25 protein-coding genes and 1 riboswitch are annotated in these 26,118 nt (G+C 48.8%); of the genes, 6 read left to right on the forward strand and 19 right to left on the reverse strand.

All coding sequences use genetic code 11. The features are described 5' to 3' along the window. The first annotated feature begins 15 nt into the window (after positions 1–15). A complete protein-coding gene (locus tag WMO65_RS05320) occupies positions 16–276 on the forward strand; it encodes a hypothetical protein (RefSeq protein ID WP_033140947.1) in 261 nt (86 codons plus the stop codon). Positions 277–351: 75 nt separating this feature from the next. On the opposite strand, the gene WMO65_RS05325 is transcribed toward WMO65_RS05320, so the two are convergent. After that, positions 352–564, reverse strand: coding sequence for a hypothetical protein (locus WMO65_RS05325; RefSeq protein ID WP_033140946.1), 213 nt, complete (start codon positions 562–564; stop codon positions 352–354). A gap of 162 nt (positions 565–726) precedes the next feature. Here WMO65_RS05325 and WMO65_RS05330 point away from each other — a divergent pair, with 162 nt between their 5' ends. Further along, positions 727–1,065, forward strand: coding sequence for a helix-turn-helix domain-containing protein (locus WMO65_RS05330; RefSeq protein WP_349063789.1), 339 nt, complete (start codon positions 727–729; stop codon positions 1,063–1,065). Between the two features lie 52 nt (positions 1,066–1,117). On the opposite strand, the gene WMO65_RS05335 is transcribed toward WMO65_RS05330, so the two are convergent. Then, positions 1,118–1,987, reverse strand: a complete 870-nt coding sequence (locus tag WMO65_RS05335) for a helix-turn-helix domain-containing protein (RefSeq protein WP_033140984.1) — start codon at positions 1,985–1,987, stop codon at positions 1,118–1,120. Between the two features lie 183 nt (positions 1,988–2,170). On the opposite strand from WMO65_RS05335, the gene WMO65_RS05340 reads away from it, so the two are divergent. Continuing rightward, positions 2,171–3,202, forward strand: coding sequence for an ABC transporter substrate-binding protein (locus tag WMO65_RS05340; RefSeq protein ID WP_349063791.1), 1,032 nt, complete (start codon positions 2,171–2,173; stop codon positions 3,200–3,202). A 185-nt stretch (positions 3,203–3,387) separates the two neighbouring features. Here the strand turns inward: WMO65_RS05340 and gnpA are convergent, their stop codons facing one another. Together gnpA and WMO65_RS05350 are read right to left on the reverse strand one after the other, a co-directional pair. Next, positions 3,388–5,556: a 1,3-beta-galactosyl-N-acetylhexosamine phosphorylase gene (gene gnpA / locus WMO65_RS05345; RefSeq protein ID WP_033140943.1), complete on the reverse strand. Its 2,169-nt coding sequence runs from the start codon at positions 5,554–5,556 to the stop codon at positions 3,388–3,390. Positions 5,557–5,821: 265 nt separating this feature from the next. After that, entirely contained in the window at positions 5,822–7,435 is a 1,614-nt protein-coding gene (locus tag WMO65_RS05350) for a Na+/H+ antiporter NhaC family protein (RefSeq protein ID WP_033140942.1), read from the reverse strand. 136 nt (positions 7,436–7,571) lie between these two features. Beyond that, a riboswitch (Lysine riboswitch) is annotated at positions 7,572–7,742 on the reverse strand. 678 nt (positions 7,743–8,420) lie between these two features. Here WMO65_RS05350 and WMO65_RS05355 point away from each other — a divergent pair. After that, positions 8,421–9,017 carry a cytidylate kinase-like family protein gene (locus tag WMO65_RS05355; protein WP_148393751.1) on the forward strand — a complete coding sequence of 199 codons (597 nt, stop codon included), beginning with the start codon at positions 8,421–8,423 and terminating at the stop codon, positions 9,015–9,017. Positions 9,018–9,058: 41 nt separating this feature from the next. Here the strand turns inward: WMO65_RS05355 and WMO65_RS05360 are convergent, their stop codons facing one another. The 4 genes from WMO65_RS05360 to WMO65_RS05375 all read right to left on the reverse strand — a co-directional run bounded on the left by WMO65_RS05360 (position 9,059) and on the right by WMO65_RS05375 (position 11,430). After that, positions 9,059–9,322: a hypothetical protein gene (locus WMO65_RS05360; protein WP_033140939.1), complete on the reverse strand. Its 264-nt coding sequence runs from the start codon at positions 9,320–9,322 to the stop codon at positions 9,059–9,061. Between the two features lie 16 nt (positions 9,323–9,338). Continuing rightward, positions 9,339–9,743, reverse strand: coding sequence for an SHOCT-like domain-containing protein (locus WMO65_RS05365; protein ID WP_033140938.1), 405 nt, complete (start codon positions 9,741–9,743; stop codon positions 9,339–9,341). A 37-nt stretch (positions 9,744–9,780) separates the two neighbouring features. Next, positions 9,781–10,137, reverse strand: coding sequence for a DUF2089 domain-containing protein (locus tag WMO65_RS05370; protein WP_148393752.1), 357 nt, complete (start codon positions 10,135–10,137; stop codon positions 9,781–9,783). 198 nt (positions 10,138–10,335) lie between these two features. Next, complete coding sequence (locus WMO65_RS05375) at positions 10,336–11,430, reverse strand: slipin family protein (RefSeq protein WP_033140936.1); 1,095 nt, start codon at positions 11,428–11,430, stop codon at positions 10,336–10,338. A gap of 514 nt (positions 11,431–11,944) precedes the next feature. Here WMO65_RS05375 and WMO65_RS05380 point away from each other — a divergent pair. Next, a complete protein-coding gene (locus WMO65_RS05380) occupies positions 11,945–13,204 on the forward strand; it encodes a WYL domain-containing protein (RefSeq protein ID WP_148393753.1) in 1,260 nt (419 codons plus the stop codon). A gap of 12 nt (positions 13,205–13,216) precedes the next feature. Beyond that, positions 13,217–14,236, forward strand: coding sequence for a WYL domain-containing protein (locus WMO65_RS05385; protein ID WP_148393754.1), 1,020 nt, complete (start codon positions 13,217–13,219; stop codon positions 14,234–14,236). A gap of 13 nt (positions 14,237–14,249) precedes the next feature. Here the strand turns inward: WMO65_RS05385 and WMO65_RS05390 are convergent, their stop codons facing one another. The 11 genes from WMO65_RS05390 to WMO65_RS05440 form a co-directional block, all read right to left on the reverse strand. Further along, positions 14,250–15,128 carry a helix-turn-helix transcriptional regulator gene (locus WMO65_RS05390; protein ID WP_148393755.1) on the reverse strand — a complete coding sequence of 293 codons (879 nt, stop codon included), beginning with the start codon at positions 15,126–15,128 and terminating at the stop codon, positions 14,250–14,252. A gap of 189 nt (positions 15,129–15,317) precedes the next feature. Next, entirely contained in the window at positions 15,318–15,752 is a 435-nt protein-coding gene (locus WMO65_RS05395; protein ID WP_033140931.1) for an RrF2 family transcriptional regulator, read from the reverse strand. Between the two features lie 65 nt (positions 15,753–15,817). After that, positions 15,818–17,125 carry an O-acetylhomoserine aminocarboxypropyltransferase/cysteine synthase family protein gene (locus tag WMO65_RS05400; RefSeq protein ID WP_148393756.1) on the reverse strand — a complete coding sequence of 436 codons (1,308 nt, stop codon included), beginning with the start codon at positions 17,123–17,125 and terminating at the stop codon, positions 15,818–15,820. A 28-nt stretch (positions 17,126–17,153) separates the two neighbouring features. Beyond that, a complete protein-coding gene (gene cysK, locus WMO65_RS05405; protein ID WP_033140929.1) occupies positions 17,154–18,092 on the reverse strand; it encodes a cysteine synthase A in 939 nt (312 codons plus the stop codon). 138 nt (positions 18,093–18,230) lie between these two features. Next, positions 18,231–20,009, reverse strand: a complete 1,779-nt coding sequence (locus WMO65_RS05410) for a carbohydrate-binding domain-containing protein (RefSeq protein ID WP_148393757.1) — start codon at positions 20,007–20,009, stop codon at positions 18,231–18,233. Between the two features lie 5 nt (positions 20,010–20,014). Beyond that, positions 20,015–20,704 (reverse strand): DUF4956 domain-containing protein, encoded by a 690-nt coding sequence (locus tag WMO65_RS05415; RefSeq protein ID WP_103731276.1) that lies wholly within the window; start codon positions 20,702–20,704, stop codon positions 20,015–20,017. Beyond that, positions 20,697–21,425, reverse strand: coding sequence for a polyphosphate polymerase domain-containing protein (locus WMO65_RS05420; protein WP_148393758.1), 729 nt, complete (start codon positions 21,423–21,425; stop codon positions 20,697–20,699). Before WMO65_RS05420 ends, WMO65_RS05415 begins: the two co-directional genes overlap by 8 nt. Positions 21,426–21,569: 144 nt before the next feature. Further along, entirely contained in the window at positions 21,570–23,063 is a 1,494-nt protein-coding gene (locus WMO65_RS05425; protein WP_148393759.1) for a sensor histidine kinase, read from the reverse strand. A 17-nt stretch (positions 23,064–23,080) separates the two neighbouring features. Continuing rightward, positions 23,081–23,755 carry a response regulator transcription factor gene (locus tag WMO65_RS05430; RefSeq protein WP_148393760.1) on the reverse strand — a complete coding sequence of 225 codons (675 nt, stop codon included), beginning with the start codon at positions 23,753–23,755 and terminating at the stop codon, positions 23,081–23,083. A gap of 129 nt (positions 23,756–23,884) precedes the next feature. Continuing rightward, complete coding sequence (locus tag WMO65_RS05435) at positions 23,885–24,571, reverse strand: hypothetical protein (protein ID WP_054352907.1); 687 nt, start codon at positions 24,569–24,571, stop codon at positions 23,885–23,887. A 37-nt stretch (positions 24,572–24,608) separates the two neighbouring features. Further along, the gene (locus WMO65_RS05440) at positions 24,609–25,649 is read right to left on the reverse strand and encodes a CapA family protein (protein WP_148393761.1); all 1,041 of its coding nucleotides are present in this window, start codon (positions 25,647–25,649) and stop codon (positions 24,609–24,611) included. Between the last annotated feature and the right edge of the window lie 469 nt (positions 25,650–26,118).

Below are 26,118 nucleotides of genomic sequence, written 5' to 3' on the forward strand. Positions count from 1 at the left end.
AAAGGAGAAAAAGATATGAGCAATGAAGTATTTTCTGTGTACCACTGCAAATCCTGCAATAAAATAGAAGTGACACAGTACATATCTCCACAGCAGATGGAGGAATTCGGCCTGACCGCCGAGGAACTTCTTCCCATCTGTCCGGTCACCGGCAGCTCGGACTTAGAAGAGCTGGGACAGATGACAGAAAAGGAACTGCGCCACTTTGCCTACAGTGATGTGGAGGGCGTAAAAGAATATCTGAAAAACAGGGAAATAAAAACTCCCAGGCTCTAAGCCCTGGCCCTGATCCGAAAAAGGGGACCACACGCATGATGCTGTCATGCGTGCGGTCCCCTCTTTTTTTGCTGTTCAGCACTCTTTTCCCAGTTTACGGGAACCTATGAGTTTCCAGGTCTTATATTTCTTAACTCTATGCACAATATGGCGGGTTTTTCCGCATTTCATACACTGTCCCATAAAATCATATACCAGCACATCCTCCCGCTTCAGCTTCAGTCCGTATGTCTCATTCAGGCACGACCTGCAGTATCCCAGTCCATGTATTCTTTCATTTCTTGTCATCTTCACTCCCGCTCCCTGTAAATTTAATAATATCTTAATGAATCTAATATTTCTTTTTATGATATCAGATACAATACGATATTTCAAGACAGATTACGCATTAAAAACGACATTTTTGGGCATAGTATCATGTACAATATTATATATTAGGTGGTGAAAAATATGTACAGCGAGAATACTTTTGAAGAAAACAGCTACGAAGAATTGTTTTATAACCGTCTTACGCAGCTTCGGTCAGCGAAGAAGGTCTCTACAAGAGACATGAGTCTTTCCATTGGACAGAACCCGGGATACATCAACGGATTGGAAAATAAAAAAGGACTTCCCTCCATGACGGTATTTTTCTATATCTGTGACTATCTGAATGTTACACCAAAAGAATTTTTTGACGAGAGCATTGTCTGTCCTGAACAATTCAAGAATCTGTACCAGGATATGCAGGAACTGGACCGTGATGATCTCCAGCTCTTGTGGACATTGACAAAACGTCTGCAAAAATAAGACGCAGAAAAGCCGTGGGCTGCAGTAAGATACGCTGCAGCCCACGGCTTTTTTAATTCTGCCGGCCGGTTTCCTGTTTGCTTTCCAGCATCTTTTTTTCATTTCTCTTTCTGTACTGATTCGGCGACATGGAAGTCATTCTCCGGAATGCCTGGGAAAAGTAAGACTGGGAGGAGTATCCGACCATACCCGATATTTTCGTGACCGGATAGTTGGTGGTCTCCAGAAGATGCATGGCCTCTGACAGCCGTTTCTGTGTCAGATAGCTGATGGGAGAGATTCCCTTATAGGCCTTAAACGCATGGACCAGATAGTATTTATTGATATGGGCCAGAAGGCTCAGGGATTCCAGGGTGATCTCCTCAAAGTAGTGTTCATTGATATACTGCTCCACAAAACGGCATTCTCTGGTGGCTTTCTTGGGCGGCGCTGCCAGAAGGTTCTGGCGGGTATGCCTGGTAATATACAGAAGGAGCAGCTCCAGAAGCTTCTGGCAGATCACCCCGCTGTCCGGTTCTTCCAGACGCGCCTCCGCAACCATCTGCGCCAGGCAGTCTGAAATCTGCCTGTGGCGCTGTCCCAGGTAATGGACACTGTAGTCATAGGGTCCGCTCTCCTCCCCGGAATGGAACTGCAGCCCCTCTATGCCCAGGGCAATGTATTCCCAGGGGCTTTTTTTATTTCCCAGTTCCGTGTGGGAGACACCCGGGTTTACTAAAACCAGATCATTTTCCCGCACAGGTACTCTCTTATTGTCTATGATAAAGCTCCCCTCCCCCTTTGTGATGAAGAAAAGCTCTGCAAAATAATGGGAATGCTCCATACTGTGCCAGTCCTTGTCAGACCTGGCGCAGGTCACATACAAAAGCTGAACAGGCAGTGACAGAGGAGGCGGCTCCATGGAATATCGCTGGTTGCTCATATAGGGTTCCTCCCGTTTTCTCTTTGTAACTCCATTATAAAATTTTTCTGCTTTGGGAACAAGCCTGTTTTTTAACACCGGTCCCGGAACTTCTGGCAAGCCTTTTTCATACCTTATTATATGTCCCGGAGCACCCTGCGGCCTTTGGGAATATTTTATTGCACCAAATAACAGGAGGGAACTATGAAAAAGATTTTATCCGTTTTACTCGCAGTCACACTCTGCGCTTCCATGTGTCTTACAGGCTGCCAGAAGTCAGCAAAGAGTGGGAAAGATTCCAAAGATTCCGGTACGGAAAAAGAACTGGTGGATGTGAAACTGAATGAAGTTGCCCATTCCATCTTCTATGCGCCGCAGTATGTGGCCATTGAGGAGGGATACTTTACAAAGGAAGGTATCCGGTTAGAGTGCGTGACAGGTTTCGGCGCTGACAAAACCATGACTGCTGTCCTCTCCGGTGACGCAGACATCGGCTTTATGGGCGCGGAGGCATCCGTGTATGCCTACCAGGAAGGTGCCAATGACGCAGTCGTCAACTTTGCGCAGCTTACACAGCGTGCCGGAAATTTCCTGGTAGCCAGAAAAGAGATGCCGGATTTCAAGTGGAGTGATTTAAAGGGTAAGGATATTCTGGGCGGGCGCGCCGGCGGCATGCCGGAAATGGTATTTGAATATATCCTGAAACAGAACGGTCTTGACCCACAGAAGGATATGAACATTGACCAGAGTATTGATTTCGGCTCCACTGCTGCCGCTTTTTCCGGAGGACAGGGTGACTTCACTGTGGAATTTGAACCAAGTGCCACTGCCCTGGAAAAAGAAGGAGCCGGTCATGTGGTAGCCTCCTGCGGCGTGGATTCCGGTTATGTCCCCTATACGGCTTACAGTGCCAAAAAAAGCTTTATGGAGAAGAACCCGGAGATCGTACAGGGATTCGTCAATGCCCTGCAAAAAGGTATGGACTATGTGAATACCCACACCGCGGAAGAAATCGCCAAGATCATCAAACCCCAGTTCAAGGAAAATGACCTGGATACCATCACCACCATTGTAAAACGTTACAAGGACCAGGATACCTGGAAGGATAACCTGATCTTTGAAAAGGATAGCTTTGACCTTCTGCAGGACATTCTGGACAGCGCCGGGGAATTAAAAGCAAGAGTCGCCTATTCGGATCTGGTCATCACGGATTATGCCGAGACGGCTGCAAAGTAATTCCGATAATTTCCCGTAACATCTTGCAATATCGTTTTTAATCTGATATTATATCATTATATCACATTTTATATCTGATACGTGTAAAAGGTGATATAAATCCTTTGAACTTCTTGCTGTAAAAAGCGGCTGTGCTGTCAGCATCTTCACTGACAGCCCAGCCGCTTTTTCGCATTATCTTTTCATCAGATCTCGTACCAGATGATCTCATTGGCATCCAGATGCAGCGCAAAGCTGCTTCCGTCCCCTTTATATACCACAGTATCCTGCGGTTCATAGGTATTGTTGACTACACAGTATTTTCCGTTCTTTACATAGGCGTGTACTTCCACATTGTAGTTCTCAGAGAACCATCTGTGCAGATTCTCCTCATCGTGGGATGACCAGAGGATCGCCCTGTAGAGAAGCCTGCTGTTCTCAAAGCTGTAAGGCAGTCCGCTGATATACACACTTCTGCCCTCTCCGAAATCATTGGCCGCAAGCTGTACTTCCTTATCCACCTGCCTGATGATGGTGGTTTCCGGGAGTGCGAAGATGCTCTTCTGTCCCTCACCGAAGTCCACTTCCCCTCTGCAGTCCTCTGTGATAAAGTGCTCATGCTCTTCCCAGTTGTATTTGTCCACATTGAGGGTGAATCCGTTTTCTTTCTCCACTCCCATGACACCGGAGAGCTGGAAGTAACGTCCCTCCCGCTGGCAGGCTGTAGGTTCACCCACGCCGATGAATCCGCCGCCTTCGTATACAAAGCGTTTCACGGCTGTCAGGATCTTCTCATCAGCCCAGTTCTCCCCGCCGGAATATGCCGTGTAGGCGCCTCCCACATTGAGAATAACATCAATATCTTTCAGGATATCCGGATTCTCTCTGATATCATCAAAGCTGATAAATTTCACATCAAAGGGGGCACCGCTCAATGCCTCGATGATGCCTGCATAGGAATAATTCTGTTTGTAATAGATCGCATGGTGTACCATATGGTTGCCCCAGGCGCGCATTTTGCCCCAGCTGTTCAGTACAGCCACACGTTTTACACAGTAAGGTGTGGTTCCTTTTATGTTGTTGTACAGGGTCCTGAACTCCTGGCAGACGCTCTCCACATAGTCGATGAAATCCGGGAACTGCATAGCCAGCTTCAGGTATCCGCCGTAACCGATCCGGTCGATGGGCTTTCTAAGGATAGCTCTTCTGGCTGTCACCCAGTTTACCTTTGCCTCCTTCACCGGGTCACCGCCCTCGTGGAAGGTATCCGGGAAGAAGTAGGGAAGAAAACGTCCCTCTGTATAGTTTACGCCCTCAATATCGCTGATCAGTCGCAGAGTAGAACCATTTCCCACACTTCCCACTACCGCATCCAGGCCGATGGATTTGAACTCCTCCATAAACGGTTCGGTACCGATCCAGTGGTCGCCCAAAAACATCATAGCTTCCTTGCCGCACTCGTGTGTGATATCCACCATTTCTTTTGCAAGCTTGGCAACCTCACGCCTCTGGAATCTCTGGAAATCCCGGAATTCTTTTGACGGAATGCGGTATGTATTGTTCATATAGCCCTGGTCAATGATGTATTCCGGGCGGAACTTATAGCCTGCCTCAGCCTCAAACTGCTCCAGGATATATGGGCTTACAGACGCGGAATAACCGTACCAGTCCACATATTTTTCCCTTGCCAGCTCATCAAAGATCAGGGTGAACTGATGGAAAAAGGTGGTGTAGCGGATCACATCAATGTGAGGATTGTCCTCAATATATCTGCGCAGCCTCTCCATGGAGAATTTATGGGTTTTCGGCTGACGTACGTCAAAGGTGATCTGCTTTTCCACGTCCTTCCAGTCATTGGTCACCGCGTTATACATATGTACCGGGTCCCACATGATATAGGCAAGAAAACTCACAGTGTAATCATGGAATGCGATCGTCTCATGGATGGTCACGTCCCCTGTCTCCTCACTGTACTCCCACTGTGCAGGGGGAACCACTTCACCGGTGGTACGGTCAATCACTTCCCACCAGCGGGTGATATCATCTCTGGAATTGACTTTCAGCATATCCGGATACAGATGATTCATCAGATGGATGCTGAGCTCATTTCCCGCCGCGTTGTAGAAAGGTGTCATAATGTACATCTGCTGAATCTCATCCGGGTTGGCTTTTGCCCATGTGTTGTCTTTCCTGGTGGTGTAATAAGTCGAGTAAACCTTTGCATCCACATCCCGAAGCTGGGCCGGATAATCTGTTCCGTCACAGTCACGGATGGCATCTGCGCCCCACCGCTTTACAAGCTCCAGTGTCTCCGGAACCACATCCACATCTGTGGGAATCGTAACACGCCCCTTCATTTCTGCTTTTTCACTCATAAGAATCTCCTTTCATCCGGTAAAAAATTTCAACTTTTTCCTCCCCGTAAGAACACTGCCGCGCGCTCCGGGAACTCTCGTTTCACTATCTATAGCATACGCAAAATTTCGTCATAAGTCTATCGCCTTCTTGCTCATAATATTATATATATTGCTTTTTTATGTTTCATTCAAACAATAAAGATGGGGTAAATACAGCATTTTTCTAAAAAAACAGACGTACGGATATTAAAATCCTGTACGTCTGTTCGTCTCTGCCTGCTCTTTAGGAGACCGGCCTGTTTATGGCTTTTATTACAACCAGTACAATCAGCATGAGAAGAATCGCAATGGGAAGGGCAATCCATGCTGTCTGTACAAATCCCGCGATGATGTAGGATACAAAGCTGACTGCTGCCGCTGTTATGGCGTAGGGAAGCTGTGTGGAAACATGGTTCACATGGTCACACTGGGCTCCGGCGGACGCCATGATGGTGGTGTCGGATATGGGAGAACAGTGGTCACCGCACACAGCACCTGCCATACAGGCGGAAATGGAAATGATCATAAGCTGCGGATTGGAATTGGCGAACACGGAAACCACGATGGGGATTAGGATACCAAAGGTTCCCCAGGAGGTTCCTGTGGCAAACGCCAGACCGCATCCGACTAAAAAGATGATGGCCGGAAGCAGGTTCATAAACCCGTTGGCACTGGACTGCACCAGATTCCCCACATACTCTGCCGCACCTAAGCTGTCTGTCATGGCTTTCAGCGTCCACGCAAAGGTCAGGATCAGGATAGCAGGAACCATGGCTTTAAAACCATCCGGGATACATGCCATACACTCCCTGAAGGAGAGCACCCGGCGCGCAATGTAAAGGATCACCGTGATCACCAGACCGAAGAAACTGCCCAGCGCAAGGCCTACAGATGCATCGCTCTGTGAAAATGCCTCCACAAAGCCGGCTCCCTCAAAGAAACCGCCCGTATAGATCATACCGATCACACAGCATATTACAAGACATAAGATAGGAATGACAAGGTCCATGACTTTTCCTCTCGTGTTTTCCTTCTCTGTCTCCGCGCTGGCATAAGGGCGGCCCGGTGTGGTATACAAATCACCGTTCTTTGCATTTTTCTCATGCACTGCCATGGAGCCGAATTCCACTTTCATCAGTACCATTCCCACCATCATGACAATGGTAAGAAGGGCGTAGAAGTTATAGGGAATAGCCCGCACAAAAAGGGAAAGACCATCCTCTCCCTCCACAAATCCGCTGACTGCAGCAGCCCATGAGGAAATAGGAGCGATGATGCAGACCGGAGCGGCTGTGGCGTCAATGAGGTAAGCCAGCTTTGCCCTGGAAACCTGCTGCTTGTCCGTGACCGGACGCATAACGCTGCCCACGGTAAGGCAGTTAAAATAGTCATCAATAAAGATCAGCACACCCAGCAGGATCGTGGCAAGCTGCGCGCCCACACGGCTTTTGATATGTTCGCCTGCCCAGCGTCCGAAGGCCGCAGAACCTCCCGCGTTGTTCATGAGACATACCATAACGCCCAGTATCACAAGGAATACCAGGATACCCACATTGTAACTATCGGAAAGCACGCTAATAATGCCTCCCTGGAAAATCTGTGTCACAGTTCCCTCAAAGGAAAAGTTGGAGTAAAATACAGCACCCACTAAAATACCGATAAACAGGGAACTGTATACCTCCTTGGTGATCAGTGCCAGCGCAATTGCCACAATGGGCGGCACCAAAGCCCAGAAGGTGGCGTACATCTTCGGCACATACTCTGTCTCGCCTTCCCCGGCAAATACCGTGACTGCGCACAGCAGCACCACAAGCGCCGCGGACACCCACATGGCCCATCTTCTTCTCTTGTTTCGCATTAGAAAACATCCTCTCTTTCTTTTCCCGGTTTCTGCCCTGTACTGCAGTGCTTTCCATTATTTAGGATAACAAAAAGCCATGAACGGCAATCCCTTACGGGAACGCGTTCATGGCAGTAAAATCTCTTTTCCTGTCCAAGATGATAGCGCTCCACTTCCAGTGACAGTACGACGCATCTTATGCGGCGTCCCAGAAACAGACACCCGGGCGGGTATCCATCCCTTCGGCAGTTTCCCCTTTCTCTCCGGCGGCCGCCCGGCCCTTTTTCGCGGAAATACTCTTGAAACCTGCACCTCTATCATTCTGCCGTTCCTGACACTTCGTCAGAAACCGTTTTTATATCTTTTTTATCATAACATTATTCTCTCAGAAATCCAAGTATTTTTTGACATTTTTCTTCCTCATTCCCCCGGATTGGTACGGTTCACTCCCAATGGTGATCCTTTACGTCTGACTCCCACGAGACAGGCACATAGGGTGGCCGCAGCTTTTCCCTGCTTTACAGATAATTTAAAGGAATATTTGGGGTTTTGTATGTAATTTTAAAGAGTCTGACTACGGTTTCTTCCCGCTTTACATATAATTTAAAAGGGACCTTTCATTTTATTATGTAATTTTAAAAGGCCCCATCATATTATCCTCTTGTTTTACAGATAATACTGAAAAAATCTGGAGCTTTCGTATGTAATCTTATGGAATTTGCTTGCTGATTCTCCTTTTTCTACAGATAATTCATAAAAAGCTCTTGGAATCTATATGTAAATCAAATCACTGCGTGCCCAGCAAAACGCTTCGTGATACACAGATATGTTGCATTCTGCTCCATATCACACCGGCTGCCTCTGCCGGCCTGACGGATTCTGAACTATTGCGATTAATTTCCCATATATATAGAATGCTTTCAGAAAACATGTTATAATGACTGTAAGAATAAAGGATTAATGACACCCGACAGCATCAAAGTTTCATATAGGAGGGATGGATATGGCGAACCGTATTATAACGATCAACCGGATGTACGGAAGCAATGGACGGCTTATCGGAAAAGCGCTGGCTGAGAGGCTCGATATTCCGTTTTACGACAAAGAACTCATTACCCTGGCAAGCCAGGAAAATGATATTCCCCTGGAAGAACTGAAAAAAGTGGATGAGAAGAAAGCAAACCAATGGCATCTGCCCATCAAAGACGCTATGCAGATGGAACCGAAGTACCACTTTCAGCCGATGAACGACGTGCTTTTTGAATCCCAATCTAAAATCATCCATGACCTGGCAGAAAAAGGAGACTGTATCATCGCGGGACGCTGTGCGGACCAGATCCTGGAGGGCAGATGCAAAAGCGTTTTCATTTTCGCCCCCTTTGAGCGCAGGGTAAAAAATATCATGGAACGGATAGGCAGGGAGGAGCGCAGCGCCCGCTCCCTGGTAAAGAAAATGGATAAAAGGAGACGTTCTTACTACGAATATTTTACAGACGCAAAGTGGCTGGATATGACTCACTATGACCTCTGTATTGACAGCAGCAAGTTCTCCGAGAAACACATTCTGGATATGCTGGAAGCTGTCTACAGGGATATGTAAACAGGAAATGCTTTGAGGGACATCCCAGGATGTCCCTTTTTTCACAGCCTGACAGAAACATAGGTTCCGTCCTTACCTGTGACATTTACGATTTCCAAGCCCTTGAACTGCCGCAGTGCATGATAGCATTCCCGGTACGCCCGGCGGAGGAATTTCTTGTCCACCTCTTTTCCGCAGAGAGCAGGCAGCGCACTCTGCATTTCCCGGATTGTACGCTCCGGGATGCAGGCTATGGCGATTCCACCAAACCTTAACGGTACCGGTATAAAAAGGCGTACATCCTTAGAGCGTATAATGATCCTCATCTTCTCTCCCCTTTGCTTATCCCACGTAAACCTTTACGATATCACCGTTTTTCGATTCCACGTTCACGATATCGCCGATAGCCTCAGCATCTAAGCAGTCCACAACAGTATCCAGAATCTCCGTAAGCTCGATCCCCTGCAGGCTCTCACTGACAGCAGGAAGCTTTCCTGTCACTTTTAAGATCTGGCGGATGGCTGTTACCGGGAGCTGCACGTTCACTTTATCCCCTTCACTGCTGTCCACTACAATACGCACCATGCGCTTGTCATACTCCAGATTGACCCGCTCCGTCTCTGCCACTTCATAGGACGCGGCTTCTGTCTCCTTCTGCGGTGTCAGGGCCGTGAGAAATTCTGACGCCTGTTCTGCCGTGATTTTTCCTTCTTCCAGCATTTTTAAGATTCTCAACTGTTCTTCCATAACGTTCTCCTTTTATTCTCTCATTTTATTTCAATTTTTATTTCATTTGTTCCAGAGCTTCCTCCGGTGTGATCTCTCCCCGCTCCAGGGCGTCCAGGATTTCCTTCTTTTTGTTGTCAGGCGACGGCGCCGGTTTGTAGCCCAGTTTCTCTATGACCTCATCCAGACGGGAACGGACGGTGGGGTAAGAGATTTTCAGTTCTTTTTCCACTTCTTTGATGTTGCCGCGGCAGCGGATGAAGGTCTCAATGAAGAAAAGTTCCTGCTCGGACAGGTAATCAAATTTGTTCAGGCGGAAATCATTTTCGATGACCGTATCACATTTGTCACATTTTAATTTGATCACCTTGAGCCGGCCGCCGCAGACAGGACATTGGCTGATTACTTTATACATTTGTTTTCCTCCTTATGTTTTATATCATAAACCTCTTTTTCGTATATGTCAATATAAATATTGATATTTTCAATTATATACTTAATTATTTTAATATCTATATTCAATATATTAATTTCTTCAAACTGATTCTTTCATAATATCAACTTACACTCCTCTTTTTGCATTCTGTCTTATACAAAAAACGGAGCCGGTACTTTAATGTACCAGCTCCGCCAGTTGTTCCAGAACGCTCCGCCCGCCGCCCAGGGTGATATTTCCCACCTTGTCGCATATTTTCTCCAGATACTCCATCTCCTTTAACTTATACAGTGTCGTATTCTCCTCCATCAGCCGTGCTGTGTTCAAAAGGCTTCTGGTGGATGCCACTTCCTCTCTTCTCATGATGACATTGGCCTGGGCCTTCTTCTCCGCCACCAGAACCGTATTCATAATGTCGCGTATCTCACCGGGAAGAATGATATCCTTGATTCCCGCACTCAGCACTTCCACGCAATACTGCTCCTGCGCCTCCTGAAGCTTTCTGAAGATAAACTCCCCGATTTCTTCCTTCTGAGCCAGCAGTTCATCGAGCCGGAAATGTCCTATGTAATCTCTTATGGTAAGCTGGGCAAATGTATACAGAAGCTTTCCCACCTCATCCATCCGATTCACCAGCCGTTCCGGGTCTGTGATCCGGTAATTGACTGTCACATTCAGGCGCACGGACACCTTGTCTGCCGTGAGGATTTCCTGACCGCTGATTTCCAACTGCTGAATCTTGAGATCGTATACCCTGCAGGTCACTTCTTTTCCGTAATTCCAGAAAAAGTATGTGCCCTGTTCCAGCTTCCTTTCAAACCGGTTGTCAAAGTAGAGAAGTCCGGCCTCCCCATCTCTTATCACTATCTTCCTGTAATATTTTACCGGAAGCAGGTCTATGTACATTCTCGGCAGGCTTTCCTGCATGTAGGGATTGGTGATATCAAGGATCCGAAAAGTGTTCTCCTGGAAAACATTCCAGTAGTAAGTTTCCGGTCTCACCACCACATCCTGATATGCCTGGTTCACAAAGTGAAGGGCTATGCTGGTGTCCGGAAGCTGTATTTTCACCACGCGGCTTGAAAATGCTTCATGCTGCATCAAGACCTCACAGGGAATGCCGCAGCAATCTACTTCCCCTGTCATGTCCACAGTCAGTACCTCATATCCCAAAGCCCTCGGATAGCGGTATTTTCCCGCTGTGAGCAGTTTTATAAACTTTCCGTTTTTCATCAGATATCCGCATTGCTGTTCTTTGATCAAATATTTCATCTCTTCTGCCTCTTTTCTTTTTTGGATTCCGAAAAGAAAATGTCCCGCTTCATCCTATGGCAGCGGACTCTTCCTTCAGTTTTTCTTCCCGTACAGGCAGGCCGCACAAGACCCCTGCGTCTGGCTGCAGGTTCCGAAAAACGGTATCCGGAAAAGTTCATGCCGCTTTTGGACTGCCGCGGACGGCCAAAGCCGGGACTTTTTCTTTTCTCATTTCATGGTTTTTTCGTGTGATTGCTATACCAGCTTAGCTACATGTGTCATCATGGCGGGAGTCGAACCCGCGACAAATCAGTTCTTCCCGGTATCCGGCATACCTCTTCCGCTACGGCGGCGGCACCGCAAAGGCTCCTTTTTTCGGAAAACCTTGTGCTGATGGAAAGCAGGAAGTTTTTGTATCTCTGATACACCGTTATCATACCGGGAATTTCTGGAAGAATCATTTAAAAAAAGATGCGAAGTTGATTTTGCAGACTGCAGATAGTAGAATAGAGAGATACACAGGAGGTGTGCCATGTCGGAATATCAGGAGCTTATAAAGAATTTTGAGAGGATCCGGGACTATATGCGGCAGTTTTTCGTGTATGGTTTTAAGGTCCGCGGGGATTATAAAGGAAAAAGCGCCCGCACGTATGACAACGAGAGAAGGCGCATAGAAAGTTTTCTGACCGGTTACACCAGATCGGAATATACCGCCAAGGGCAAGAAAATATATATCAATGTGGACAGCAAAACCATACCGGAAAATCCCCTGTACGCTGCCTGGAAGTCCAAAAGCTTTACAGACAATGATATTATGCTGCACTTTTTCCTGCCTGCTCTTATAAAGGACAGCCCAAATGGACTTACCAGCAGTGAAGCCGCGGAACAGATTTCCCTTGTCTTTCAGGTTGTCTTTGACAGCCAGACCGTCCGTCTGAAGCTGAAAGAATATGAAAGACTGGGTATCTTCACATCCCGGAAGGAAGGCAGGGAGCTGCGCTATTTTATCGCCCCGCCGCTGCCCATGGAGTCCCCTTCCCACAAAGGACTTTGGAATCATATGATCCGGGCCGCTGCTTTTTACCAGGGCGTATCCCCTTTCGGCATTGTGGGAAGTACTCTGCTTGACAGGGAAGAAAAACGAAACTGCTTTTTCCAGTATAAGCACCAGTTTCTCGTACATACGCTGGAGGATGAAGTCCTTCTGGACCTGCTCCTTGCCATGCATGAAAAAAGAGCTGTGTCCTTTCAAAACAACAGCCACCGAAATGGATCCTCCGTCACTTTTTGGGGCGTTCCCCTGAAAATATTTGTAAGTACACGCACCGGACGACGTTACCTGTGCCTGTATCTCACAGCAAGGCACCGTTTTCAAAATGTCCGCCTTGACAGCCTGACAGATATAAAGCTTCTGGAGCCTTTTCCACAATATAGGGACCTGCAGAAAAAACTGGAGAAAAACATGCCCCGCTGTTTCGGCGTCTCTTTCGGAGGCCGCAGCCGCATGGAGGAGCTCCATATGGAATTGTATATCCATGAGCCAAAAGAGTCTTATGTGCTGGACCGGCTGTCCAGGGAAGGGCGGGGCGGCCAGATTAAGAAAATCGGAAGAAACAGATATCTGTACAGCGGATATTTTTATGATACCAATGAGATGCTGTCATGGGTAAAGACCTTTACCGGCAGGGTGCTGGACATCCGGGGCAGCGCCCCCGCCTCCGTCCGCAAAGTCACCGATGACTGGGCGCGCATGTATGAAATGTACTGCGCTCCCAAAGAAAGCGAAGTATGACAGGAGTTTATAATGGGTGAAATACGTTTTGATATCTTTGATAAAGTTTACAGTTGTTATTACAGAGTTGTCCAAAAGATTCTGGAGGAGGCCAAAAGCCATCCTATCACCAGAAAGGATATGGAGACGATCGCTGCTGCCTACGGATACGGGGAGAGCGCCCTCACCATTGTCCCGAAGCTGTTAAACAGAGAATGGGACCTGCTGCGCACCGAGGATGGAAAAACCTTTGCCCCGAAAACCGTTCCCGGCAGGCTTCCCCTTACCCTTTTGCAGCGCTCCTGGCTGAAAGCCCTTCTCGCTGACAGAAGAATATCCTGTTTTCTCACCCCGGAGGAGCAAAAAGAAGCAGCACATTCCCTGCGGGACGTGGAGCCGCTTTTTGGGCAGGCGGATTTCCACTATTTTGACCGCTGTCTGGACGGGGATACTTACAGCTTGAAAACCTACCAAAAGCATTTCCGCACAGTTTTGGAAGCTTTGGAACAGGGTCTGGTCCTGCGGATCTCTTACTGCGGCAGACAGGGCGCGGTCTCCCGGTTTGAAGCTGCGCCCTATCAGCTTCAATACTCGGAAAAAGATGATAAATTCCGCCTCTGCTGTCTGAAAAAGACAGGGGGACGCTTTTCCCTCAATACAACATTAAACATGAACAAAATAGCCGGCTGCAGCCTCACATCCGTTAAAGTACCCAAAAAGGCTCTGGCGCTGCGCTTTTCTCCCATACAAAAATCCAGAGAACCCGTTCTTCTGGAAATCAGCAAAGAACGAAATTCTCTGGAGCGCTGTATGCTTCATTTTGCCAACTATGAAAAGCACACGGAATATGATGAGGAGCGTGATGTCTATTACTGCAGCATTTATTATGACCTGGCCGATGAGACGGAACTGCTCATAGATGTGCTGTCCTTCGGGCCTGTCATAAAGGTGCTTGGTCCCGCCTCTTTTCTCTCCCAGGTGAAGCAGAGAGTGAGGCGCCAGTATGAAATGCTGAACAGCCAAACACATGCTTCCCGAAATCTGCCGGAATGAACGTGTCGGTGCTCTAGATTTCCTTCACCGGCAGCAGCTCAATATACCCTCTGCGGCCCACAGGTTCCAACTGTATGCGCGGATTCTCCGTATCCCAGCAGCAGCCGATGACAGCGGGATCATATTTTTCGATCGCCTGCTGCACTTCTGTGATCGCCTGGCAGTAATTTTCCTCCGCAAAGGGTTCCCCGCGAAACATCAGGTATTTTGCCACGGGAAGTTCAATACACGCAAAGCCCTCCGGCACCGGTTCCTGATAGTCTGCCGCCACCTCCACGCCCTGCACATATTTGGATGTGCCCGGCGTGCGGAGGGAATCCGGAAGCCAGAGGCATACCGGCTCACCGCTTATGGATTTTATGCTGGAGAGAATCCCCCAGACATCGCATCCCACTTCACTGCAATACTGAAAATACTCCTCCGCGTCCACACCTCTCTTTATAATAACTTTTCTGGACGGTCTCTCCGTCATCTGAACAAACACACTTTTTACGTTTTCCATTTCCTCTGGCTCCTTCCGCAGATTTCTGTATTTTACACCATAGGGGATGAACAGAAGCAGAGGCCCGGGGCTTGCCGCGTACTCTCTGGGATTGCAGCCGAATTCCCGGAAAAAAGCCCGCTGATAACCATCCACACTTCCAAACCCCATGTCCAGCGCCACATCCAGGATCCTGCATTTCTCATCCCGCAGGCGCAGGGCGGATCTGGACAGACGCATGCGGCGGATGTAATCTGCCGGGGTGAGATTGGTGTGCTCCTTAAATAGCCTGTAGGAATACCACGGGGAGTAAAGAGATACTTCCGAAAGCTTTGCCAGCGTAATATTTTCACTCAAATGCTGTTCAATGTAATCCTGCATGCGCTGAACAGCAAGTATCTGCTCTGTCATTTCTGTCACCTCCTGTCTACTGCCATCCTATCAGATTTTCCCCGGACTGTTCTCGACTATTTTTGCCAAATATAAAAGGGAATCCTGTGTGAGGATTCCCGCATTTACATTGCCGCCTGCCTGCACTGCCGGCCGAATTGTCAGGACATCTGCAGGCAGCTGCGGGTTTTGGTTGTCTCATGGTATCTTTTAAATCACGTAATTCAGGGAACATTGTTTCTGCCATTCCACCAGATCCGCCAGGGTGTATTTGTCCACTACACTTTTGATGGCATTGTCAAGCTCCTGCCATAGGACCAGGGTGGGGCAGGCTTCTGCCCTGGGGCACTGGTTCGTATCTCCTTCCAGACACTCCACAGGGGCCAAGCTGCCTTCTGTCAGGCGGAGAATAGAACCCACGGTATATTCCTCCGGCTTTTTCACAAGACGGTAGCCGCCCTGGGGACCCCGGATGCTTTTCACATAGCCGGCCCTGGCCAGGATGGACACGATCTGCTCCAGATATTTTGTGGAGATTTCCTGCCTTGATGCTATTTCTTTTACCCTCACCGGGCCGCCCTCATCGTGTATGGCTATGTCCAGCATCATACGCAGTGCGTAACGTCCTTTTGTTGATATTTTCATGGTTACCTCCAGATTTTTCTTACTGTCCGAAGGCAGATACTGTCCCCTGTGCCCTCCCGGATCCGTCAGGAAACAGCGTTAAACGCCTCTTCCAGATCCTGAAGGATGTCATCAATATTCTCCGTCCCTATGGACAGGCGGACCGTGTTGGGGCGGATTCCCTGCTCTGCAAGTTCTGTTTCGGTGAGCTGGGCATGGGTGGTGGAAGCCGGATGGATGACAAGTGACTTCACATCAGCCACATTTGCAAGCAGAGAGAAAAGTTCCAGATTGTCGATAAACGCTTTGGTTTTTCCGGCATCTCCCTTCACCTCAAATGTAAATATAGAACCACCCCCGTTGGGGAAATACTTTTTATACAGCCTCTGCTGTTCGGGATCCGTGCTGACAGATGGGTGATGAACCTCCTCCACCAGCGGATGCTTCTGCAAATATTCTACCACTTTCAGCGCATTCTGTACATGGCGTTCTACCCGCAGGGACAGGGTTTCCAATCCCTGAAGGAATAAAAAGGCATGGAAGGGTGACAGGGTGGCTCCTGTATCCCGCAATAGAATGGCTCTGATCTTCGTGACAAAGGCTGCCGGACCCACCGCTTTCGTAAAGCTGACCCCGTGATAGCTGGGGTTGGGCTCCACAAGAGAGGGAAATTTCCCGGATGCCTCCCAGTCAAATCTGCCGCTGTCCACGATCACGCCGCCGAGAGCCGTGCCGTGGCCGCCGATGAATTTTGTAGCGGAATGCACCACAATATCGGCGCCGAACGCGATGGGCTGCACCAGGAAAGGTGTGGCAAATGTGTTGTCAACGACCAGAGGGATTTTATGGGCGTGGGCAATCTTCGCTATAGCTTCCACATCCACGACCTCAGAGCGTGGATTTCCGAGAGTCTCAATAAAAACAGCCTTTGTATTCTCCCGGATTGCGCCCTCCACTTCTTCCTTATTAAATATATCCACAAATGTAGTTTCAATTCCATAGTCCGGCAGTGTATGCTCCAGCAGATTATAGGAGCCGCCGTAAATGTTTTTTGCGGAGACTATGTGGTCGCCCTGTTTTGCCAGGTTCTGGAATGTATAGGCGATGGCGGCTGCACCCGAGGCAACGGCAAGTGCCGTAGCACCGCCCTCCAGCGCCGCGATCCTCTGTTCAAAGATATCCTGGGTGGGATTGGTCAGCCTGCCGTAAATATTGCCTGCATTTGACAGATCAAAACGTGCCGCCGCATGTGCGCAGTCATCAAATACATAGGAGGAGGAAGCGTAGATGGGTACTGCCCTTGCACCTGTCGCCGGGTCCGGAGCCTCCTGGCCCACATGCAGCTGTAACGTCTCGAATTTAAAGTTCCTGTCTTTTCTCTCTGTTTTCTTCATACTTGTCACCCTCGCCTTTTCTGATATTTTAGTTCTGGAATAATTGTGTGGAATAATACCTGTCTCCGCTGTCCGGCAGAAGCACTACAATGGTTTTTCCCGCGTACTCTTTTCTTTTAGCCAGTTCCATGGCTGCGTACATAGCTGCACCGGAGGAGATTCCCACCAGAATGCCCTCTTTTTTCGCGATCTTCTTTGCAGTCTCAATGGCTGCGTCATTTTCCACCTGCATGATCTCATCATATATGTCTGTGTTCAGCACAGCCGGAATGAAGCCTGCGCCTATGCCCTGAATCTTATGCGGGCCCGGTCTGCCTCCTGAGAGAACCGCGGAATCAGTGGGTTCAACCGCCACAATCTTCACATTGGGATTTTGGGATTTTAAATACTCTCCCGTTCCCGTGATAGTTCCGCCTGTACCTACCCCTGCCACAAAGACATCCACTCTGCCCTCTGTATCCTTCCAGATTTCCGGGCCTGTTGTCTTTCTGTGCATTTCCGGATTGGCGGTATTCTCAAACTGCCCCGGAATGAAGCTGCCCGGAATTTCCCGGCTGAGCGCCTCCGCTTTGGCAATGGCTCCGTTCATCCCCTTGCTGCCCTCTGTCAGTACCAGCTCTGCACCGTATGCTTTCAGAATATTTCTGCGCTCCACGCTCATGGTCTCAGGCATTGTGAGTATGAGGCGGTAACCTCTGGCTGCTGCCATAGAGGCAAGACCTATGCCTGTATTGCCGGAAGTAGGTTCTATGAGAACCGTACCCGGTCCTATTAGCCCTGCCGCTTCCGCGGTGTCCAGCATGTTTTTGGCGATTCTGTCCTTTACGCTGCCGGCGGGATTCAGATACTCCAGCTTTGCGAGAACTACTGCCTGCAGCCCCTCCTCCCTTTCCATGTTCCGCATCTCCATGAGGGGAGTGCTGCCTACCAGTTCTGATGCACTTCTATAAATATGATTTCTGCTCATCATTTTCTCCTTTCATATATTTCCTATCGAATTAATAGGAATTATAACTGTGTTTGATTCTAATGTCAAGAAAAAAATCCCATATTGCCCGATTTTTTTCGGATGCAATATGGGATTTTGCTGTATGTGCTGTCAGCCTTAAAGGGCTTGTGGGGCCTCTCCTTCTGGCATCTCTCCATCCGGCGGCTCCATTCCTTCCGGCACTTCCCCGTCCGGCGGTTCCATTCCTTCCGGCATTTCCTGGCTGCCATCTCCAGGTTTCCGGCCTTTCTGCATATCTCCTTTCATGCCGCCGCCCATTCTTCCCATGCCTCCCGCCGAACCATTGGAGGTGACCACAGATTCCAGGGTGAGCGCACTGCTTTCACTTCCCGCTGAGAGGGTATACGTTTCTCCCTCCTGCATTTCCGGACAGCTCACCAGCACAGAGGAATACTTTTTCTTTGGTGTAAAGCTAAGAAGCTCCTTTCCGTCTTCGTCCTGCAGTGTCACAGCAGTCTGTGCCTCCTGGGTCTTGGTGAGATTGTGCAGGATGGAGCACTGGGCGGATGAATCGCTGAATCCCTGGGCCATGCCGGAGCTTCCCACAGCGATGATGGTACCTCCTGTAATATCCGCACCTCCGTTATAATCAAGGGCACCATCCCCGTCAGACACCGGCCCGTTCACATACACCGTTCCGCCTGACAGGAAGATGCTGCCGTTGGAGTCAAGGCCGTCCCCCTCTGCGTCCACTTCCAGAGTTCCCCCTGTGATCTTGATGTAGGCTTCCGTGTCATTCTCCATACTGCCGTCTCCTCTTCCTCCGGGTACATCCCCCTCCTCCTCTTCTGTCTTAGCCTTTGCCGCGTTTACCGCGTCATCGCTGGCTGTCAGACTGATTTCACCGCCGTTTACCACAACTCTGCGGCCTTCCAGCCCTTCATAGCAGGCATTTACGGCAATTGCCCCATCATTTACAACCATATCCAGGTCCGCATGAAAGGCATCGTCTCCTGCATCCACAGTAAAGCTGCCTCCGTCCAGAACAATACTGCCTCCGGTGTGAAGGGCATCATCCTCTGTGTCAATGACAAAGGTGCCGCCTGCCACGTAGATGTTCCCCTTTTCGGATTCCTCCGTATTCTCTGACTTCATCCCTTTGCCCTGGGCAGTCAGATGAAAGGTTCCGTCCAGTATCTTAATACAGTCCTTTCCTGTCATGCAGTGCTCCACTGCGCTGACCGTAATCTCACCTCCCGTAATGACCAGATCATTCTTGGAGACAATGCCGTGTTTGTAAGCGGCTGTCACATCCAGGGCACCGCTTCCGTTGACGGTAAGGTCATCCTTTGAAAAAATCACCCCGTCCACCGTGTTATCATCTGTCTGGGTATAGGTACTGCCCCCGCTCAGACTGTTTTCGCTGTTTTCTGCCAGCGTGAGAAACACCTTATCCGCATTTTTCACATAGATGGCAGCGCTTGTCTCACAGTGGACCGCCGCATTGTCAAGGACAATCTGTACCTTGTCACTGTCCCCGGCATCCACCACGATCTGTCCGCTGCTGAGCGTTCCCGTAATATGGTAAACGCCCTCCCCGGTTATTGTCAGTGTATTTTCCGTAATCTCCACGCTGCCGCTCTCTGCCCGGATGGAATCCCCGTCAAGGGTTATCATAACCTCCTCCTCCGCGTCATAAGTCCCCTCTTTATCCCGATCCGTAAATTCCGTATCCACCTCCGATTCCGTCAGTTCCAGGTTCTGGTCCACACCCTCTGTACTGCCGTTCCCCTCCATCATGCCGCCTCTGCCGCTGCTTTCGGATGATGTCTCAGCCGTATTTTCACCGGCTGCCTGTCCGCTGCCGCATCCTTCAAGGGTGCCTGCCGCCAGAAAAATACTCAGAAGCACTGCTGTCATTTTCTTATTATCCATCTGTTTTACAGCTCCTCTCTTACAATTGCAGTCCTGCTGCATAAGATTTCCAGGTTCCCGTTTCGGCAGCGCAGGTCATCGATCATTTTTTTCTCCTCTTTCCGATTTTTCAGCACAACCTGATAATCCAGGCGAAACAGGCTGCCCATGTTGGTGGTCTTCACCTGGACCAACTCCCAGCGTTTCAGATATTGCTCGAATATTTCCTCAAATACCTCTGTATAATCCAGTGACTCCGGAATGGTAATGCGCAGCGCCCGTTCCCGGGTCTGCTTCTCTCCAAAACGGCTGACTGTAAATATGGTATCTGCCGCGCCGATCACCACTACAAAAAGTGCCGCAATACCGATATACCCCATTCCGGTGGCAAGTCCCACTGCCATAGCCAGGAAAATACTGCTGATCTCCCTGGCCGTTCCCGGCACAGACCTGAACCTGACCAGGGAAAAGGCGCCCATCACCGCCACGCCGGTGCCCAGATTGCCGTTGACCAGCATGATCACCATCTGTACAATGGCCGGCATCAGCGCCAGGGTCACCACAAACCCTTTTGTATAGGTATTGCGGTACATATAGATTACCGCGATCACGATTCCCAGCACCAGAGAAGCTGCTGTACATGCCAGAAATGTGCCAAGAGAAAATGCGGCGGTTGTTTCATTTACAAGAATGGACTGAAACCATGAATTAAGCACAGTATTTTCCTCCTTCGTCTTTTCTTTCCTCTGCCTGCTGCATCCGGTAGGCTTTGCCGTATTTTGAGAAGGATACAGGGTAAATGCAAAGCTGGTCCAGAAGTTCGCAGAGCCATACCGGCATGGCACCGGGAATCTTAATTTCCATAAGCTGCTGCCCCTCCTCCAGGATCTGCTGTCCCCAGGTTCCCTTTTTCAGATCCAGTTCCTGATTCCGGAAGCGGATATTCCAGTCAAAGGTCACTCTCAGTTCCGGCTTTTGCGTATCATAAGCCGCGATCCTGTCATAGGCTATGTACATGGCTGGCCTGATGTCTCTGTAATACTTTAAAAACCAGTCAATCTCCCGCAGCACCTGTGTCTCCACTCCGGGCGCCTCATGGCGCAGAAGATACCCCTCCGCCTCGGACAGCACCATACTATCCCGGCGTTTGTATACAATTCCCTTATATTTTTTCTTCAGTTCCAGAAATACAGGCCCATCCTTTCCGGGTGTCCCGTAACTGCGGAGCCGCAGCTTTTCTTTATAGACCGGCTTTTCAAGAGATGCGCGGATAAGCCGGGCGTCCGGTGTGTCAAAATAGATATTGCATATGGTGGTTGTCCCGTATTCGTCCGGGACAATCCTTCCCCCGGTCCTTTTTATAAACTCTTTATACTGGATTTCGTCCAGCAGGTATTTCTTCTCGTAGCGTTCAAATGTCATCTGATTACTGCCCATCATGTTCCTCCTTGATATTCTGTTCTTTCTTACCACCTCAGTATAACGCCCAAACCTTAAATGAACTTAAAAAGACAGACAGCAAATTTTATTTCTGCTGTCTGCCTTCCCTGTATCACGTGTACTGCTTCTGCACAGTATCCGCTATTTCAGGGTCATATTCTTTTTTTCATTCACCGGAAGCTTTGCCGTAAAACAGATGCCTCTGTCTTCTGCCCTGGCTGTAATCTTTCCTTTATGGGCCTTAACAATGGCCTGGGCCACGGACAGACCGATTCCATAGCCTCCTGTCTCCCGGGACCGGGAACTGTCGGCCCGGTAAAAACGGTCAAACAGCCTGTTCAGATCCCCCTCCGGAATCTCCTGGCAGTCGTTGCAGACGGAAAGCTCCAGATACCGCTCTTTTTTCTCCAGAGATACCCTTACACTGCCCTCTTCCGGGCTGTATTTGACTGCATTGTCCATAAGGATGGTGACAAGCTGGCGGATATTGGCTTCGCATCCGTTCATATAAAGGCCTTCCGGTATGTTTTTTTCCATCTTCAGACCTTTTGCCTGCGCCATGGGAGCAAAGGCATCCACAGACTCCCTCACAGTCTCGGAACAGGAGAAATCTGCAGTCTGAAGCCTGTCCTGCATCTCATCCAGTCTGGAGAGTGTGAGCAGGTTCCTGACCAGCTCTCCCAGGCGCTCCACCTGGTTTCGGATACTTCTGGTCCACTCGCTCTCCCCCTCACACATTTCAATCACCTCCGCGTTGGCCAGGATTATGGCAATGGGTGTCTTGATCTCATGCCCCGCGTCTGTGATAAACTGCCTCTGCTTCTCCATGCTCTCGATCACAGGCCGGATCGCCCGCCCGGACAGTACGCTTACCAAAAACAATACCAGCACCAGACAGAAAAAAGCCACAATCAGGGAGATAACGGCAAAATTCCGGATGGACTGCAGATCATTGCCGCAGTCCACAAACACTAATAGGGTCTGCCCGTCCTCCTTAACGGTCTTCTGGTATTTATACTGTCCGCAGTAGCCCTTTTCCCTGCCCTTCTTAAGCACCTCACCGGCAAACGAAGCAGCCTCCTCCTCTGTGACTGCTGCCACATGGGTCAGATCTATCTGCATCTGTGAGACATCTGCTGCATTTTCAGACCCCGCTTTTGCTGCCGGGATCGTTACGGAAAAATATCGTGTCTCAAATGGTGTCTCCTCTGACATCCGATAGCCAAACAGACCGCCTCTTCCGCGTATCCCCTTATCCTGCGGTTCCGCAAAGGCTTCCTCCTGCTTCCGTCCTTCCCCGGTCTGCCCCTCGGGGTCCTTTGGCACTGTCTCCTCCGCGTCCTTCGGCATTGTCTCCTCCGCGTCCTTCGGCATTGTCTCCTCCGCGTCCTTCGGCACTGTCTCCTCCGCGTCCTTTGGCACTGTCTCCTCCGTCATCCCGGGCGGATGGCTGCCCTTATCCCATTGTTTCGGAAAACTCCCTCCATTTTCAGCCAGCATTTCCAGAAGAATATCGGATTTCCCCGTGATCTGATAAATATTCAAGCCATTGATTCCCCCTACCACCAGCAGCAGAACAGCCAGCAGGGAGATCATGGTGATCATGACAAATTTTCTCTGCAATTTTTTAATCATATGCATACCTTTCCGGCTCAGACTTTTTTCTCCAGCTTATAGCCGATTCCCCTGGCTGCCCTGATCTCTATGGGCGCCTCCAGATTCTGCAGCTTTTTTCTCAGATAGGAGAGATAGACCCACACCACACTCACCTCTGCCTGCGCCTCAAAGCCCCATATCTTTTCCATAAACTGTTCTGCTGAGATGAACTGGCCGGAATTTCTCATGAGCATTTCCATCATCTGGAATTCCTTATTTCCAAGGCGGAGAGACTGGCTTTTATAAGCCAGCTCGAAATTCTCCCTGTTTAGGGTCAGACCTTCAAAATCCAGTATATTTGCGGAAAATTCTGATTTTCTTCTGGTCATGGCTCTGATCCTGGCAAGCAGTTCTTTCATGGCAAAGGGCTTTGGCAGGTAATCATCTGCTCCCATGTCAAGGCCTGTCACACGGTCTTCAATCTCTCCTTTTGCGGTGAGAAGCAGGATCGGTACGGTACTTCCCTGCTTTCTGAGCGCTTCAAGCACTTCAAGCCCGCTCATCTTCGGCATCATGATATCCAGGATAATACCGTCATACTCAGCCGCCTGGGCCCAGTCATAGGCATCTGCCCCGTTGTAAACCACATCTATGGAATACTTGTTGTGTTTCAGCACCGCTGCCAGCGCATTCGCCAGTTCCTTTTCATCCTCTGCAAGCAGTAAACGCATGTTTTCCCCTCCTGTTTTTGTGATAAGATTGTTTGTTATCCTTTATCTTATCATAAAAACCTTAAAAGAAGCTAAAAAAGTCCCCGGGCCGCAGATGATCTTCTGCAGCTCCGGGAACTATATATTTTTTTATCCAATGGGTTCCTTCTCATCGCCGTCACTGTAAATATGTACTGCATAATTCACGCCATCTTCCACATAATACTCCACTTCCACGCTGAGGCCCGATTTTATAATAACAGGACAATCCACAATCGCCATGCCTATATTATATTCGACTGCTCTGTCTTCTCCTTCACCTCCATAAGTACGTCCGCCTATGTTCTCTTCATCAATCCGCATGGTATTGCCATTCACATCAAGCACATATCCTGCAGTTTCGTATGTCTCTCTGCCGCCTGAAGGATCGTAATGTCCTTCTTCATCTGTGTACGCATCCTGATTTTCACTGCTTTCGTCTGTATTCTCCTGGGTGCCGGATTCATTACTCTCCTCTGACTGCTCCTGGCTGTCTGTCTGCTCCTGGCCGGCTGTCTTATCCTGATTGCTGTTCTCCTCTCCACCGGCAGTTTCCTGGCTGCCGGAATTATCACTTTTGTCCGATACCTTTACGTCTTCTGTCTTCTTTTTTGGTTCTATGACCTTTGCTTCTTCTTTCTTTTTGTTCTTGTCATTTTCTGCAGTCTTATCCTTCTTTGCTGTGTCTTCTGTCTTTGTCTTTGTTTCTTTGTCCTCATTGCTGCTGCCGCAACCTGCCAGAAGACTTGCCGATAAGATTGCCGCTGCCGCCAAAACCATAATTTTTCCTGTTCTCATTATTTTTCTCCTTTGTTTATTTCTTTCAGGGGTGGGTCTATACATCCAATTCCGGCTGAAAATTATTTTCTCCGGAATCGGATGATATCCTGCATGGAATCTGTTCCGGTTCCCAGGCCTTCACAAGCTTTCCATCCAAAAACCCGAATGTCTGGCGGTATATCACGCTGTCCCAAACCTCAGGGTTCTTATCTGCCCCATTACAAAATACTCCCAGGCTGTATATGATATAACTCCCCTCATATCTCTCTACCTGCTGTACATGGGATGGGTGATACCCCAGCACCAGATCTGCCCCCGCTTCAACGGCTCTGTGTGCCCACTCCTCCTGACTTTTGCCGGGCTTTTGGGCCCCTTCTTTGCCCCAGTTCATGCACACGACGATCATGTGTGCGCCTGCACCCTCAGCAAGCCGTATATTTTTAACCAGCAGTGCCTGCATATCCATGGATCTGTCAAGCACATCAATGCCGATGAAGCCAATTTGAATCCCGTTTATATTTTTGAAAGAGACACGGTCATGTCCGAAAGCTCCGACTCCCGCTTCATTTAACGCGATAGCCGTGTCATAATATCCGTCCTGTCCATAGTCCTTTGTTCTGTCATTCGCCAGGTTCACCAGATCGATGGAACCTTCTTTGAGGATTTCCGCGTATTCTTTCTGTCCTTTGATGGGATGCTTCCTGCCTGCCGCCGTTTCCTCTGACATATCACCGATAAAATTCGTGACATTTACATCCGCCTTTTCAAGCTCTGTTTTCACATTCTGAAAAAAATAGGCAGGGTTTTCTTTCTTCTCGTATGTCTCCAGGAAACTGCCTTTTATACCTGTTCCCCGCTCATCGCCAAAGATACAGGTACCGATCGCTCCTATTGTCACCTTTGTCATCTTGGCTTCCAGCTCCGCCTCCCGGGCTGATTTGGCCTTTAATTCCCTCTCTGCAGATACCTTTGGTACAAACACCAGGGAGAGAAAAAGCAGGGCTGCCAGCAGAAGAACTCCTGATGTCAGCATTTTCTTCATGCGTCTGACCTTGCGTGCCCGCCTGATTCGGTTCCTTCTTATCTTTTTATCCATAATAATCCCTCTTTTGCAGCAAAAAACTGGATTTGCTGTCCATGTTTGGTATTATATAGAAAAGATGTTACTAATATAAGCAATCTTGTTTTACGTTTACACGACTTTAATAGAACAAACTCATGACTATTTTTTTAATGAACTGACAAAGTTTGTGACTATTTTTGCGTTTCTATGTACAATAAAAAATAAATTCTTAACATGTCCCGTAGCAACTATGTAAAATTTCCTCTTTCAATCCACTGTTTAAGCCTGATTCCGGATGTAATCTATGACAAAACGCGTTATAGATGTGTAACATTCTGCTGCACCATAGGTTCCGGTTCTATATTATCAGACTATAATAGGTTTTGCGCGATAACAGCACCAACGTAAATCGTATATGCACAAACGTTTTCTGCTGTCATCCCAAACTCCTGTATATCCCTTTACAAAACAGGACATAAAAAGAGAGGATTATACTTTTTTC

The organism is Blautia caccae (assembly GCF_040095955.1).
In the GTDB taxonomy this organism is placed as follows: Bacteria; Bacillota; Clostridia; order Lachnospirales; family Lachnospiraceae; genus Blautia; species Blautia celeris.

Bases quoted from the DNA above. Each gene is read 5' to 3' on its own strand.
- WMO65_RS05370 (WP_148393752.1), bottom strand. From the start codon at position 10,137: ATGTATAAAGTAATCAGCCAATGTCCTGTCTGCGGCGGCCGGCTCAAG.
- WMO65_RS05355 (WP_148393751.1), top strand. From the start codon at position 8,421: ATGGCGAACCGTATTATAACGATCAACCGGATGTACGGAAGCAATGGA.
- WMO65_RS05380 (WP_148393753.1), top strand. From the start codon at position 11,945: ATGTCGGAATATCAGGAGCTTATAAAGAATTTTGAGAGGATCCGGGAC.
- WMO65_RS05400 (WP_148393756.1), bottom strand. From the start codon at position 17,125: ATGAAGAAAACAGAGAGAAAAGACAGGAACTTTAAATTCGAGACGTTA.
- WMO65_RS05395 (WP_033140931.1), bottom strand. From the start codon at position 15,752: ATGAAAATATCAACAAAAGGACGTTACGCACTGCGTATGATGCTGGAC.
- WMO65_RS05390 (WP_148393755.1), bottom strand. From the start codon at position 15,128: ATGACAGAGCAGATACTTGCTGTTCAGCGCATGCAGGATTACATTGAA.
- gnpA (WP_033140943.1), bottom strand. From the start codon at position 5,556: ATGAGTGAAAAAGCAGAAATGAAGGGGCGTGTTACGATTCCCACAGAT.
- WMO65_RS05440 (WP_148393761.1), bottom strand. From the start codon at position 25,649: ATGGATAAAAAGATAAGAAGGAACCGAATCAGGCGGGCACGCAAGGTC.
- WMO65_RS05425 (WP_148393759.1), bottom strand. From the start codon at position 23,063: ATGATTAAAAAATTGCAGAGAAAATTTGTCATGATCACCATGATCTCC.
- cysK (WP_033140929.1), bottom strand. From the start codon at position 18,092: ATGAGCAGAAATCATATTTATAGAAGTGCATCAGAACTGGTAGGCAGC.
- WMO65_RS05385 (WP_148393754.1), top strand. From the start codon at position 13,217: ATGGGTGAAATACGTTTTGATATCTTTGATAAAGTTTACAGTTGTTAT.
- WMO65_RS05420 (WP_148393758.1), bottom strand. From the start codon at position 21,425: ATGGGCAGTAATCAGATGACATTTGAACGCTACGAGAAGAAATACCTG.
- WMO65_RS05365 (WP_033140938.1), bottom strand. From the start codon at position 9,743: ATGGAAGAACAGTTGAGAATCTTAAAAATGCTGGAAGAAGGAAAAATC.
- WMO65_RS05335 (WP_033140984.1), bottom strand. From the start codon at position 1,987: ATGAGCAACCAGCGATATTCCATGGAGCCGCCTCCTCTGTCACTGCCT.
- WMO65_RS05325 (WP_033140946.1), bottom strand. From the start codon at position 564: ATGACAAGAAATGAAAGAATACATGGACTGGGATACTGCAGGTCGTGC.
- WMO65_RS05410 (WP_148393757.1), bottom strand. From the start codon at position 20,009: ATGGATAATAAGAAAATGACAGCAGTGCTTCTGAGTATTTTTCTGGCG.
- WMO65_RS05350 (WP_033140942.1), bottom strand. From the start codon at position 7,435: ATGCGAAACAAGAGAAGAAGATGGGCCATGTGGGTGTCCGCGGCGCTT.
- WMO65_RS05430 (WP_148393760.1), bottom strand. From the start codon at position 23,755: ATGCGTTTACTGCTTGCAGAGGATGAAAAGGAACTGGCGAATGCGCTG.
- WMO65_RS05435 (WP_054352907.1), bottom strand. From the start codon at position 24,571: ATGAGAACAGGAAAAATTATGGTTTTGGCGGCAGCGGCAATCTTATCG.
- WMO65_RS05375 (WP_033140936.1), bottom strand. From the start codon at position 11,430: ATGAAATATTTGATCAAAGAACAGCAATGCGGATATCTGATGAAAAAC.
- WMO65_RS05330 (WP_349063789.1), top strand. From the start codon at position 727: ATGTACAGCGAGAATACTTTTGAAGAAAACAGCTACGAAGAATTGTTT.
- WMO65_RS05320 (WP_033140947.1), top strand. From the start codon at position 16: ATGAGCAATGAAGTATTTTCTGTGTACCACTGCAAATCCTGCAATAAA.
- WMO65_RS05340 (WP_349063791.1), top strand. From the start codon at position 2,171: ATGAAAAAGATTTTATCCGTTTTACTCGCAGTCACACTCTGCGCTTCC.
- WMO65_RS05360 (WP_033140939.1), bottom strand. From the start codon at position 9,322: ATGAGGATCATTATACGCTCTAAGGATGTACGCCTTTTTATACCGGTA.